Below are 14,005 nucleotides of genomic sequence, written 5' to 3'. Positions count from 1 at the left end.
TTCGCTCAGAATAAATGGAGGAAAACAGCATGAAAAAGAAATATAAGCGTGCCCTGGCAGCGGCGCTGGCGGCGGTGATGATATGGAATACCTGTGACTGGCACCCGCAGGTGCTGGCAGGCAGTTCGGTGCAGTATATCGAGGAAGTGAAGGAGCTTTCGGATGAAATCCTGCATCAGGAGGTTCCGTATGGAACGAAATATAAGGATCTGGAGCTGCCGGACAAGCTGAAGGTGCGGGTTTTGGCAGAAGAAGCATCGGATGAAGAAGACGGTGCAGAAAAGATTGCTACGCCGTCGGAGCTTCAAAGCGGAGACGGTAAAGTGGAAACAGAAAAAAAGTCTCAGACGCTTTCTTCATCTGAAACAGATGGTACAGTTCGGAAAGCATCCCCATCTGAGGCAGATGCTACAGAAAAATCGGAAATAGGGGGGGTGGATGACACTGAGCAGAAAGCATCCCCATCCGATGCGGACGGGACGAAAACCGATAAAAACTGGAAGGAAGTAAAGGTCCGCTGGGTTCTGGATGAGACCTTCAGTGAGAAAGATACATACGACGGAGAAACACCGGGTACCTATGTGTTTGATGCGGAATTGAAAAGCAGCCGCTATGAACTGGATACCGGCTTTTTGCCAAGCATCGAGGTGACGGTGCTGCCAGAAGAAAAAGGTCCGGCAATCATCGGATTTTCGGAGTTAGATGAGACAGTTGCGGTGCAGAAGCTTCCTCTGGGTGCCAAAGAAAGCGATATCATCCTGCCGGATATACTGGAGGTTGAGGTGGAAGAGGCGGATGAAACGCTGGCGGAAGACAGCCAGAATGTGCATCTGGTGAAAGCAGTGGATAAGGGCACAGAGAAAGATACAGATGCGGAAACGGCAGTCTGGCAGATTTCAGGCATAACCTGGAAACTGGACGAAGAGCAGAGTGACCTCCCGGAGTTTCACGGCGGCATTTCCGAAAAAGACTATTTCGAAGAATTTGACGAGGACGGAGAGCCGGTCGAGACCTCGACGAAGACCTGGGCGGGCTATGAGGAGGCAAATCAGGACTACAACGGCTGTGCCTATGTCTACACACCAGTTCTGCCGGAGGAACTGAGCAAATTTGAAGTGGCGGATACGGCTGACCTGCCGGAGATTTATGTGATGGTGGGGGACGCGGGCGTGGAGCTGCTGGTAGATGCACCGTATGATTTGAATGGAAATTATCTGGTGATTGATAAAGACAATGTGTCTAGCCTTGATGGAAAGACGATCACTGGTACCTATCATCCGACGGAGAGATTATCGGAAGGTCGAAAAATCGAAGGTGGTATTGTAATTGATAATGTTACAGTAAATTTAACAATTGAAAATGTAAATGTTGGCTATGGCACTGATATCATAGATGATGCAGCCGGAATCCTTCTGAAAGGAAAAGCAAAATTAAATTTGACAGTACAAGGGAAAAATTCATTAGCGGGTACATACAGCGGTGCTGGAATTGGGGTGGAAAAAGATGCAACACTGGTTATTACGGAGCAGAGTACCGGAAGCCTGAAGGCAGTGGGAGGTGCCTGTGGTGCTGCTGGTATCGGAGGAAAAGCCGGATCAACAGGTTACGAAGGTGCAAAAGAGGAATACGGGACAGGAAAAATTATAATTAAGGGCGGAACCATCGAAGCTGAAGGTGGAGCTTATTGGGTTTATGCGTATAATTATCATGGAGGAGCCGGAATCGGAACCGGTCTGTATGGAATCGGCGGAACCATTGAAATACTGGGCGGAAGGATAACCGCAGCAGGAGGAAGGGAGACAGGAGCCGGAATCGGAGGCGGAGCTGGTGGAAGTGTAGACAAGATCGTGATCGGCGGGGCGAGGGGCAAAGCTCCCGATATAACCGTATCTTCTTATAATAATGGCGAATCAGGATATCTGGGAGCTGCCATCGGCAGCGGATGGAATGGAGTGAATGGTTTACAATTATCCTGTGGCGATATCCGGATATTAAGTGGATCTGTGGAGGTAACGGGCGGAAATATTGGTTATGGAGTGTTAAAGCCTCTTCCTGGAAATAGCATGAAAGGCGGCAGTGTCACTATTTCCGAGGAGGTGCAGTTAGAGCTGCCGGTTGAAAGCTCCATTGAGCCCAGGGGAAAATGTATCTACGGGAAAAAAATATTCCAGATCACCGCTTATGATAACCAGCTTTCAAATGGAACCTATCAGGCTGACATATCCCTGTATCAGGAAAGTGATACAGAAAAAGCAACCCCGGTTTATCAAACAAATGAAGAAATGAATGTCTCCGGATTCAGGGGAACGATACCGGATATAACCCAGTGGATGGGCTATTCCGGGAATATGAAGATGGTTGTAGCGCTGAAGCCTTCCGATGGCGGGACAGTTAAGACGATGGAGGGAAGGGTTGTTCTAAACAAAGGAACGGATGAAACCATCTCCGTCACGCTTGGAGAAGCCGCTTACCAGAAGACAATGGCTCTGACCATCCATGATGGCCGTTTGAAGGATGATAAGAATTATACACTGACGGTTCAGATCGGGGAAGAAGCAAGCGAAGGCGGTACTGCACCGGATGTGGTAATCTATTCATCTCAAAAAGCTTCCGGTTATCAGATAAAGATCGATACAGTCAGCTGGTATACGCCCCTGTCCGGAGTGGTTCCGGTATCGGTTCAGGTACAGGAAGAAGGAGGGGAAGGAGAAAATACGGATAGCTTTAAAGTAACCGGATCCCTCACGATGGAGTCAGAGGAGGAAACGAATCTTTCCCTCACCATCGGAGAACCCCTGTATCCTGTCCGGTTCCACTTCTATTCATCCAATGTGCAGGCGGCAGAGAATGTATCCCTAACAGCCAGACGACTGGCTGGAGCTGCTTCAGAAACTCCGGTTGAATTAAAGCAGGAAGAAGGCCAGTTTGCCTTTGACGGGAAGCTGACAATCGATGCAGCAGCAGGCAATCATGCATATGCCCTGGCATATCTTCCGGCCGGAAATTACCGGTTTGTGATAAATACAGGTATTGCAGAATTAGGCGGATCCAGCGGAAGCTTTACTCTGGACAGTGAAACGGTAAAGGCAGAGGTTGCCGGAACGGATATTACCGTATTAAATGAGGCAGAGGCGCTGGAGGGAGAGCTGGATCTTTCCCTTGGAAATATATCTTTTTCCGGGGCAGATGGTAAGCTGACAATTTTATATTCTAAAACAGATGATTCCGGCAAGGTGGTTACAGCAAAGTTAATAGACCAGTCCTATGATAAAAGCTATCGGATCACTTCATCTAAGCTGGTAGAGAATTATCATCTCTCTGTGGATACCCCAGCTTCCGAGGAATTAAAGCTCGTATTAAAGAGCCTTACGATTACACCGGCAGAGGCTACTGCACCGATTCAGATAAACGGAGAATCCCATGTGACCACCTATCTGGAAGGGGAAAACAAGATTTCGATTAATCAATCAGGGGAAAAAGTTTCACCTGCCGGTATCAGCGTGGCGAAAGATGCAAAGCTTACGATTGACAGTGAGCCGGAACAGCAGGGCTCCATCGAGGTGCTCAATAATACAGGTGTAAAGGGGACTGGTGCAGCAATTGGAGGAAATGGAGGAGAGGATGCAGGAACCATTCACATCAAGGGGGGAACTGTAATTGCAACTTCCGATTCTAACGGAGCGGCTATCGGTGCTTCGGCAAGAAATAGTGTAAAAGAAATACGGATTAGCGGAGGAACGATAACTGCAGAAACAAAATCGAATGGTGCCGGAATCGGAACAGGAAGTGCTTTTGGCAAGAAAAGAACCGGCAAAATCGTGATAGCAGGCGGAACGGTGAATGCAAGCTCGTTGAGTGGTGCCGGAATTGGAAGCGGTTATGGATATGCCCCTGGAGACCCAGCGATAACTGCTAAGATTGAGATTCATGGCGGAATGATTACAGCCTATTCTGGACAGGGAGCCTGCATCGGAAGTGGTAAAGACAGTTCATCGGAGGTGCTGATTGACGGCGGCACTATATGCTTAAATAATAAAGAAGCATGGAGTAGGGACGCTGCCCATATTGGAAAGGGGGCTGCGAATTCTACACGGGCACAAACTGATGTGACGATTGCGGGAGGAACGATCCATCTGATCAATGCGGGTGCATATATAAAAATCCCTATGATTTATGGTTGGGAACAGGTAGATGGAAATTGGCAGAAGAATACAGCAAAAGACGGGAAAGATAACCCAGTTTATTATACCACAGCGGATCTGACCGGTATCTATGAGAATAATACACTGGTTAAAAAAGCAGGTATTGAAGGTGAAGGAAGCTCCTACGGCTTTCAGGATGTCCGGACAGATTCCAACGGAAAGATCTATATGTATCTTCCAGAATCGGAGGCAGTGAAAGCCTCCTTTGGCGGTGTGGAATTTACCGGAACAGTAAAGGCAGACACGGATGAAAATGTATTGGAGCGTAAACAGACCTCTATTGATTATCAAAGGGAAGTCCTGAAAAATACGGCTCTGTATGATCTGGAATATGCGGAATCCGAGAATTCTGAATCTTGGACAAAGATCCGGGCAGGAGGCGAAGCTTCTCTGACGAAAATTCTGGACAATCAGCCGGAGAATGCGAGAGAGATTACCCTGTATGTGCGAAAGGCAGCCGCAGGTTCCACAGCAGGCGAAGCAGCCGCAATAACGATTCCGGTAAGACCGGCAAAACCGGATCCGATACAGATAACAAATGTAACGAAAGACAGCTACCTTATTAAGGCTGGGACGGCCGTTTCCGGTTGTGAGTACGGAATTTCAGAATCCGTGGATGGCGAGCTTCAGTGGCAGTCAGGGACTTGGTTTAAGAATCGGAAGCCGGCTAACACCTATTATATAACCCTTCGTGTGAAAGCAACAGACAACAGTTTTGCATCGAAGTCGGCTGATCGCTTATCTGTGACAACGCCGGATATCTTACGGTTCCAAGGTCCCGCTGGCGACGTATCCTTTGAAGCGAATGGAACCTATGGACAGACACTTTCAGAGATTCCGGTACAGCTGGCAGAGGGATTTCGGGTTGTTAATTCTAGAGGAACGGAGGTTTCTGGAGAATGGAGCTTCAGTAAGGAGCAGAAAGGAACGCAAGCTTCCTCCATTTATCCGGAGGTAAAGGGAACCACTGCATATCAGGTAGAATTTAGCCCGGAGGGAGCATCGGAAGGGCAGTATGGAAATAGTTTGAAAAGAAGTGTGATTCCGGAGATATCTCCGAAAGAGTTAACCGCAGTTGTTACGACACCTATTGAAAAGCCTTATGACGAAAATACCGACATCGCATTAGCGGCGACGGTAGCGATAGGAACTCCGGGTCAGAACTATACCATAAGCGGTCTCAAAGGACGCTTTGAAGATGCCAATGCCGGAATCGATAAGACGGTAACCATTGATTCCTCAGAGGCAAAGGTTGAGACAGGCGAGAGTGCAGTGAATCTGCAGAATTACCGTATCATATATCCAGCCCAGACCGGAACCATCCATCAGATACAGGGTTCGGTTTCAATCGATTCGCAAGCATGGACCGGAGAAAAAACCTATGGAGACGACAGCTTTTCCTTGACAGGTGTGAATGTAGAGGGAGATGGAGCTCTGAACTATACAAGCTCGGATGAAAAGGTTCTCACCGTGGACGCACAGGGACAGGTGACCATTAAAGGTACCGGTTCTGCAAAGGTAAGCATCACCATGGAAGATGGAAAGAATTATATTGGCACAAACACACCGGCAGATGGAACGATAACCATAAAAAAAGGAACACTCGCCCTAACTTTAACGGCTGTGAACCGGACGACCGGAGTCCAGCTTTCGAAAGGAATTCTGGGAACAGAGGAAGAGGATTTTGATATCATTGCCAGAGTACAGGGAGTTTACCAGGACAAGCTGCAGGGTTATGTTCATTTCTATGATAATGAAAACCCGGATGCAGATATAGTTTCGGTAGGGGAAGATGGAACCGCTGTACTTAAGTGGACGAAGCCGGGAGAATCATTTGTAGGCACCCACACAATCAAAGCCGAGTTTGATTGTGGCGAATTTAATACGTGGGAATCCAGATACAACACACCAGCTCCGGCATCCCTTACATTTGAAATCAGTAAGGCAGCTCCACCGGCAGAGGATAAGCCAGAAGACTCCGACAAGCCAGATAACTCCGACAAGCCAGACCAATCAGGCAGCCAGAGCTCTTCCTCCGGACGTGACAAGTCTTCCGGCAGCGGAGCGACCAGGCGGGATCCGGTGAGGGGAAGAACCAACAGCATCACAGGTATTCTCACAGGAACTGCCAACAGCACTGCCAATGACGGAAAGAGTCACTGGATGCAGGATGAACACGGCTGGTGGCTCCGCTTCGCAGACAGCAGCTACCCGAAGGCAGAAAAACGCGGTACAAATGGCATTGCATATGCATGGGAGCAGGTAAACGGCAACTGGTGGGCGTTCGATGAAAGCGGCTATATCAAGACCGGCTGGATGCGCGACGAAGACTATGGCGGCTGGTTCTACCTCGATCCGGAACACGGCATGCAGACCGGCTGGGTCCTGATTGACGGCAAATGGCACTATTTCCACCCGACCTCAGACGGAAGAAAAGGCATCCTGTATGTCGGACGTCTGACACCGGACGGCTACTATGTAGATGAAAATGGTGTGTGGGATGGGAAAGACAGACAGTAAAAAGAACATTTAGGTCGAAGTTTGACTGATTGCGGCTTCTATCTAAATCCCTTATGAAGCCGAGTCAAAATGAAATTCCAATGTGTTTACAGCTGTATTCATGAAAAAATATAATGAGCGCAGGAGAAAAGAATGCGGCTGCGAAGCAGACATATTCTTTTCTTGCGCCATTAACGAACGAACAGCCATGCGAAGCAGGGCGGTAGAGCGCGATAGCGCGGGTTCGTGAGTGGACGGGTGAGAATACGTATGATATAATGAACCCCGGGGGATCATAACCTGATTCACAAGGGGAAAACAAACCGACACAGGAGGGGAACACATGAAGAATTTCTACACGGAAGAACAATGGAATGAAATTCTGAAACAGCAGGAATCCGTACTTCGCTACGACACATTTACCCGGAAACAGGCGCTTGAGCTGGGGCTTTTGATTGCAGAGATTACGGGGGAAAAATATCACGGTTCGGTCGCTGTCCGCATCGTGGAGGACGAGACGACCGTCTTTGCCTACAAGATGGAGGGCGCGACGCTGGAAGCAGACTGGTGGATGACCAATAAGCTGGCAGCATCGCGGCTCACGGGGATGAGCTCGCTGCGGGCACTGACGGCATCGAGAGCCGGAGAACTGGAAGCATCCTGGAAAGTGCGCGAGGAGAACTTCTTCGTGTGCGGCGGCTGCATTCCGGTTTTCATGAGAGATGGAAGCCGTCCGTTTGCCTATGTGATGGTATCCGGCATGGAACACTGGGACGATCATCAGGTGATCGCGGATGCGATGGCGAAACAGCTGGGGGTTGAGATTCCGGAGGTTCAAAAAGAGCAGCCATAAAATGATTGACTTGTAAAAATAAAGACGTTTGCAGAAATGGAAGGTAGATGAGCTATCTGCATTTTTGCAGGCGTCTTTTGTTGTTTTACTGTGCCGTATGGCGATGAATTATCCGTTATTTTGTATAGCGCACTTCCCCACCAGGTGGTATAATTCTAGTATTATAAAATTTTAGATTCAAAGAACATTTGCAATGATTCAGATGTTTTCTGCATAGCCGGGAACCGTCTGAGGCAGCCAGAGAATGCGAGGAATGTGGATGAGTAAAAAAGAGGTACGTCAGGCGGCGGCGGAACTGGCCGAGCGCCTTTGCGAAAAAGACTTTTTAGACCGGTCGGGGCTGAGCCGGAAAAATGTGATGATGCTCATGAACAAGGATCACTGGGAGGAGCAGTTCGCCCACATTTTCCCGATTAAAAAGCGGATTTCCTGCAGTGCGGTTTACGAAATCTGCGAGGAACCTTTAAGCCTTTTAGGGCATGAGCCGGAAGAGGGCTGGATGAAGTTTACCTACCAGTATGTGTGCCATATTCTCTACCCGGATGCGGAGTTTAAGAAGAAAAATGCCGCTTTTTCCGCCGGTGCGGAGTTCTATCTGGCAGTGCTTCAGTTCGTATTTGACCGCGAGCGGGCGGTGCTTCCGTACAAACCGATGGAGGACTTTGCATTTTTGGATGATGAGGAAGCTTCAAGCTTTGAGTGCGCGGCAGAATACAGCCGTTTCAAGAAGTTTTTCGCACAGGAATACATCTATGAGATGATGCGCCTCAATGCGGAGGTGACGCCGTTTCGGACGCTGGAGCACATCGCGGGCGTGCATTATGTCGCGATGACGGTGGCACGGGGGCTTTACGAGGCGGGTGTTCCGATCGATCTGACGCTGACCTCGGGGGCGGCTGCAGGTCATGATCTCGGCAAATTCGGCTGCAAGCCGAATGAGCGAGTTCCGTATCTTCATTACTATTATACAAACCAGTGGTTCAACAACCATTCGATGGAATACATCGGCCATATTGCGGCGAACCATTCGACCTGGGATCTGGAACCGGAAAACCTGTCGGTTGAATCCCTGGTGCTGATCTATTCCGATTTCCGTGTAAAACAGAGCCGCGGCGATGATGGGCGTGAGATTACCTATATTTCTAATCTGGACGAGGCGTTCAATGTCATTCTCTCGAAACTCGACAACGTGGATGAGGTGAAATTAAACCGTTACCGCTTTGTTTATTCCAAGCTGCATGATTTTGAGGATTATATGCGGTCTCTCGGCGTGGATGTGGATTTGAATGGACACCCGAAAAAGCCGGAGGTGCTGCCGGATATTTCCCTTCGGAATGCAGAGCAGACGGTGCAGTCCCTCGTTTTCATGGGTATCGAGCATAATATCCGCGTTATGCATCAGATGGGGGCGGAACGCCAGTTTGGCAATCTCCTCGAGGCGGCGCGCAGCGAGAAGGATTGGAAGAGTGTCCGCGCGTACTTAAACATTTTCCGTGAATATTTTACATACACAAACGACAAACAGAAAGAGCAGACGCTGGGCTTTTTATATGAGCTTCTGATGCACCGTGAGGGCGACATCCGCGCGCAGGCGGCGAGGCTGATCGGACACGTGATCGCGCAGTTCAACGCCGGTTACCGCAAGGAGCGCCCGGCGGGCATGCCGGATATTGCCGAGGAGCGCGTGATGGAGATCTGGAAGCAATATCTGGAAATGATCATCCGACCGGATCATAAGCTGATGCTGCAGCAGAAAAGGCGCATCCGTTATCACCTGAAAAATGTGCTGGCATCGGTGGTTGATCATGCGACGCCGGGTGATCTGCGGGAATTTCTGGAGGCATTTCTGGTTTGGTATGACCGGGCGGAGGAGCTGGATCCGGGCGAGGCATTTTCCCTGCTGGATACGGTGCATTTCATGCCGTTTGATAAACTGAGCGAAGAGGAACTGGGGAAAATCGCAAAATTTGCCCTGATTGAGTCGCAGAGCGGGGAACCGGATGTGCGGATCGCATCGTGGCGCGCGTTCAAGCTTCTGACGGCGTACCAGCCGGATCATCCGTGCTGTGCCGAGATCGGCGTGTGCGTGAGGGCGGCGCAGGTTGAGGACAATATCACGATGACCTTCCTCAAATACCGCGTGTTAAGTAACCTCGGAGAGGACACGGCGAGAGAACAGGAACTTTTGTATGACCGCGATGTTGTCTCTGATATTTTCCTGGATAACCTCAAAACAGCGACGCCGTGGGTCATCAAGTCGGCCAATATCAAGCTGCTCGTCGATCAGATCGCCCATGGCAAACAGGAACATATGCTGCATATCGCAGCGCATCTCTCAAACCTTGTAAAAGTCAGCGAGCACGTGATCGTGCGCCATGATGCCGGAACCGCCCTGCTTCGCATCATCGGGCTTCTGACACCGGATCAGAGAAATGAGATCGTGGTCGAGCTGATGAAGGGGCTGGAAGTCGGTGAGTACGAATTTTCCAAATATATTCCGCAGTATCTGGGGCAGGCGGCGCTGTGGCTGCCGCCGGAACAGCTGGAGGAGATCGTTTCCTACCTGCATGGCATGATGGCAAATGCAAACGACCAGATAGTCTCGGTTGCGCTTGATACGGTCGGCGTGCTGCTGGAACGGTATTCGTGCTACCCAGAGCGCTTTGCGGAGGAAAAAGAGGTATGCGAGGAACGGCGCGGACGTCTGCTTGGCATCCTGCTCAGCGGTCTGGCGAATTATCGCGAGTCGGTGCGCCAGGAGGCGATGCTGGTGCTGGGGCAGACCGTCTTCGGCTCATCCTGGATGGAGTGCCGGGAGAAAAAAGAGCTGTTCGCCCTGTCCTTCCGCAAGATGCTGTTCTTATTCAATGAAAATAAGGGAAATGAGCTGACGGCATTTTATCGTGCGGCGTCCCTTTCTAATATTTACCGGTTCATCACGCAGTACCATATGACCGAGGGCAATTTAGAGATCAAAGAGCGGAACCAGGTGGCATTCTTCCCGGGCACATTTGATCCGTTTACGCTGTCGCACAAAGAGATTGTCCGCGAGATCCGCGACCTCGGCTATGAGGTATTTCTGGCGGTCGATGAATTTTCCTGGTCGAAAAAGGCGCAGCCGCATCTGATCCGCCGTCAGATCGTGAGCATGTCGGTGGCGGATGAGTTCCATGTGAACCTGTTCCCGGATGATATTCCGGTCAATATCGCCAATCCGGCGGATCTGAAACGCCTGAGAGAGGTGTTTTCCGGAAAAGAGCTGTATATCGTGGTCGGCAGCGATGTCATTGCCAATGCCTCTTCTTATAAGAAGAAACCGGTCAAAAATTCGATTCATTCGATGAACCACATCGCGTTCCGCCGCGTGGGTGATGTCAAGGCGGACAATAAATACAACCGTCAGATGATGGATCAGATCAGCGGCAAGGTTGTGGAGCTGGAGCTTCCGGAGCATCTGGAGGACATCAGTTCGACGAGAATCCGTGAAAATATCGATCTGAACCGCGATATTTCGAACCTGATTGACCCGTCTGTGCAGGAATATATCTATTACAACGGTCTGTATCTGCGGGAGCCGGAATATAAACCATATATCCGCGCGCGTGCGATCTCCTATGAGGAGGTGGAGATGCCGGATGAAATGCTTCTGGCGGAAATTTCGAATTTCGTTCTGCGGGACGAAGAAGATCGGGAGGACCTGTTAAATTCGATGAAGGAGTCGGGCGACCGGCTGCTGCTTCTTAGGAATACCGTGCAGGAAAACCGGCTGGTCGGCGTGGCACGGCTTCGCTATCTGGCGCCGGATGAGCTGTTTGCCGTCCTGGGACAGGTCAGTCTGGCAGATCAGGTGCGCCGCCATACCTACGGTGAGATTCTTCTGATTTCGGGTATCTATGTCGAGCGCGATCCGATGATCTACGACGCGGAACAGCTGCTTTTAACCGAGGCGATCGCACGGTCCTTTGAGTATAAATGCGGCTATGCACTTTTCTTCCCGGCAGACGGTTACTGCCCGGAGCGCGTGCTGTCGGCGGTGGTCCGCCAGGGCTTTGTGAAGGCGCCGGAATCCCCGGAAGACGCGCCGCTCTATCTGGTCGATATGCATGCGCCGCTTGTGTTAGTGCAGAATCTGGAAACAACGTTAAAAGAACCATTTTCCAGCAATCCGCGCGTTCTGGATGCGATCTACAAGGCGCATCGGGAATTGCAGATGGCGATGACGCGCTTCTATCCGGGACAGCTGGTTCTTTCGATGTCTGCGAGCGTGATTTACCATCGTCTGGTGGAACGGATCACGGCGTTGAATGGTGTGCCGCGTGACCCAGTGACGCCGAGGCACCTCGGCGGGGCGATGTGCGTGCCGTTCGGCAAGATCCTGCGTGGAAAAGTTATTCCGAATACGGTGACGAAGACGCTGCATACAGATAAAGTGTACGATCCGGAGCTGAAAGAGAAGTCGATCGAAGCGTTCCCGTACTATTCGCCGCTGCGAAGCCAGATCAAGGCTATCAAGTCCTTTGACCGCCCGGTGATTCTGGTTGATGATCTGCTGCATCACGGCGGACGTTTCGAGGCATTGGAACCGATGCTGCGCGAAGAGGGCGTGGAAATCAAAAAATTGGTGTTAGGTATGATTTCAGGCTACGGGCGCGACACGATGGCGACGAAGGGCGTGCCGGTAGACAGTATTTATTATATTCCGAATCTGCGGAACTGGTTTGTCGAGTCCACACTGTACCCGTTCATCGGAGGCGATACGGTGCGCCGCGATACCGTGAAGGTGGCGGGACTGACGCCGTCGATCAATATGATCCTGCCGTATGCCGCACCGCCGGTACAGGGAAGTACGCCGGAAGCCGCGTTTGAGTTCTCCGCGTGCTGCATCCGCAACGCGCGCAACATCCTTCTGGTGCTCGAATCCGAGTACCGGGCGCTGTTTGCGAGAAACTTAACGCTCAGCCGCCTGTCTGAAGCGGTCATCCTGCCGCTCTGCCCGGATAAAGGCGAGTGCGTCAGCTACGATCCGAATCTGGCAGCGTCGGTGTATCTGGAAAATGATTTAGAGATGCTGTATCGGACGCGGAAGTGAGAAATTTGTGGAAGCACAAGGATAATTACTGGAACAGAAAAATAATATCATATAAGATATCAAAAAAGAGCAGGGGGTATGCAATATGTACTATTATAAAATTGGAGATAAAATCTGTTGTTCCTTCAATGGAAATTTATCATACGAAAAGGCAGAAATGCCGCACCCGGGCACGCCGCTCACATTCTTATTCGAGCGCGAGCTGGGAACCGGAAGAGATTCTTTTAAGGTAAACTCGCCGCTGCTTTTATTCCAGGAGGCAGAGAATGTTTCCTGGCTGAGCAGCCGGAAGCTGGAAGCGCAGGCGGCAAAGAAAAATTGTGAGCTTGACGAGGCAGTCGAAGCCGCGATCACTCAGGACGTGATGCGTGCAGTCAACCGCCTGCATCCGGATTTTGAGGCTATTTTGGCAGAAAAACCGCAGAAAACGAAGAAAAGAGTCCATGTGCTGGCGATCGGCGACGTCGGAAGTACGCTGTTGACCGGGCTTCATCTTCTGGGCGGCGACTGCATCAGTTCGATCGGCATCTGTGATATTTCTGATAAAGTGACCGCACGCTGGGAATTTGAGGAAAACCAGATCGCGTACCCGTGGGCATATGACGCGCTGCCGGAGGTCGATGTGGTAAAACCGGAAGACCTCTTCAAATGCGATGTGTTTGTATTTGTTGCTTCCAAGGGAATCCCGCCGGTTGGTTCCGGTGTCAAGGATGTGCGGATGTACCAGTTTGAAAATAACTCCAAGATCGTTGCCCAGTATGCAAGACAGGCGAGAACCGAGCATTTCAAGGGCTTATTTGCCGTTGTCTCCGATCCGGTTGACCCACTGGCAAAGACGGCATGGCTGGAGAGCAACAAGGACGAAAACGGCATCCTTGATTTAAAGGGACTCCGTCCGGAACAGGTACAGGGCTTCGGACTGGGCGTTATGAATGCGCGCGCGGCTTATTATGCGAAGCGCGACGGACGATTTTCACAGTTTTTGACCGAGGGACGTTCCTTCGGACCGCATGGACAGGATCTCGTCATCGCAGATTCCATTGCAAATTACAACGATGCGCTTTCAAAAGAACTGACCCAGCTGACGGTAACGGCAAACCTGCATATGCGCGCGATCGGTTTCAAGCCGTTTATCGCACCGGCATATTCCTCCGGCGCAATCTCCCTGATTCTGATGATGCGCGGCGAATGGCACTGCGGTTCCGTCTTCATGGGCGGTATCTTCATGGGAGTGAAAAACCGTTATACCGAATATGGTCTGGAAACAGAAATTCTTCCACTGCCGGATGCGCTGTATGAGCGGATTGTGACGGCGGAGGAAAATCTGAAAAGGATTGTCTGATCGATGAGTCTTATCGCAGG

The 14,005-nt window shown here is 50.6% G+C and carries 4 protein-coding genes; all 4 read left to right on the top strand.

Annotated features, from left to right (window positions below; genetic code table 11):
* Positions 1–29 precede the first annotated feature (29 nt).
* Positions 30–6,722 (top strand): YDG domain-containing protein, encoded by a 6,693-nt coding sequence (locus C7U56_RS16125; protein ID WP_107000645.1) that lies wholly within the window; start codon positions 30–32, stop codon positions 6,720–6,722.
* 322 nt (positions 6,723–7,044) lie between these two features.
* Entirely contained in the window at positions 7,045–7,554 is a 510-nt protein-coding gene (locus tag C7U56_RS06405; RefSeq protein ID WP_107000644.1) for a heme-binding protein, read from the top strand.
* Between the two features lie 259 nt (positions 7,555–7,813).
* On the top strand, positions 7,814–12,643 hold the full coding sequence (locus C7U56_RS06400; RefSeq protein WP_107000999.1) for a nicotinate-nicotinamide nucleotide adenylyltransferase: 4,830 nt from the start codon (positions 7,814–7,816) through the stop codon (positions 12,641–12,643).
* Between the two features lie 85 nt (positions 12,644–12,728).
* A complete protein-coding gene (locus C7U56_RS06395; protein ID WP_107000643.1) occupies positions 12,729–13,985 on the top strand; it encodes a Rossmann-fold NAD(P)-binding domain-containing protein in 1,257 nt (418 codons plus the stop codon).
* Positions 13,986–14,005: the final 20 nt, after the last annotated feature.

It is taken from the genome of Clostridium fessum, assembly GCF_003024715.1.
GTDB lineage: Bacteria > Bacillota > Clostridia > Lachnospirales > Lachnospiraceae > Otoolea > Otoolea fessa.
Note: the sequence above shows the minus strand (reverse complement) of the source record. Positions and strands in the feature narration are given on the sequence as shown.

Coding starts and splice junctions, on each gene's coding strand:
- C7U56_RS16125 (WP_107000645.1), top strand. CDS start 30: ATGAAAAAGAAATATAAGCGTGCCCTGGCAGCGGCGCTGGCGGCGGTG.
- C7U56_RS06405 (WP_107000644.1), top strand. CDS start 7,045: ATGAAGAATTTCTACACGGAAGAACAATGGAATGAAATTCTGAAACAG.
- C7U56_RS06400 (WP_107000999.1), top strand. CDS start 7,814: ATGAGTAAAAAAGAGGTACGTCAGGCGGCGGCGGAACTGGCCGAGCGC.
- C7U56_RS06395 (WP_107000643.1), top strand. CDS start 12,729: ATGTACTATTATAAAATTGGAGATAAAATCTGTTGTTCCTTCAATGGA.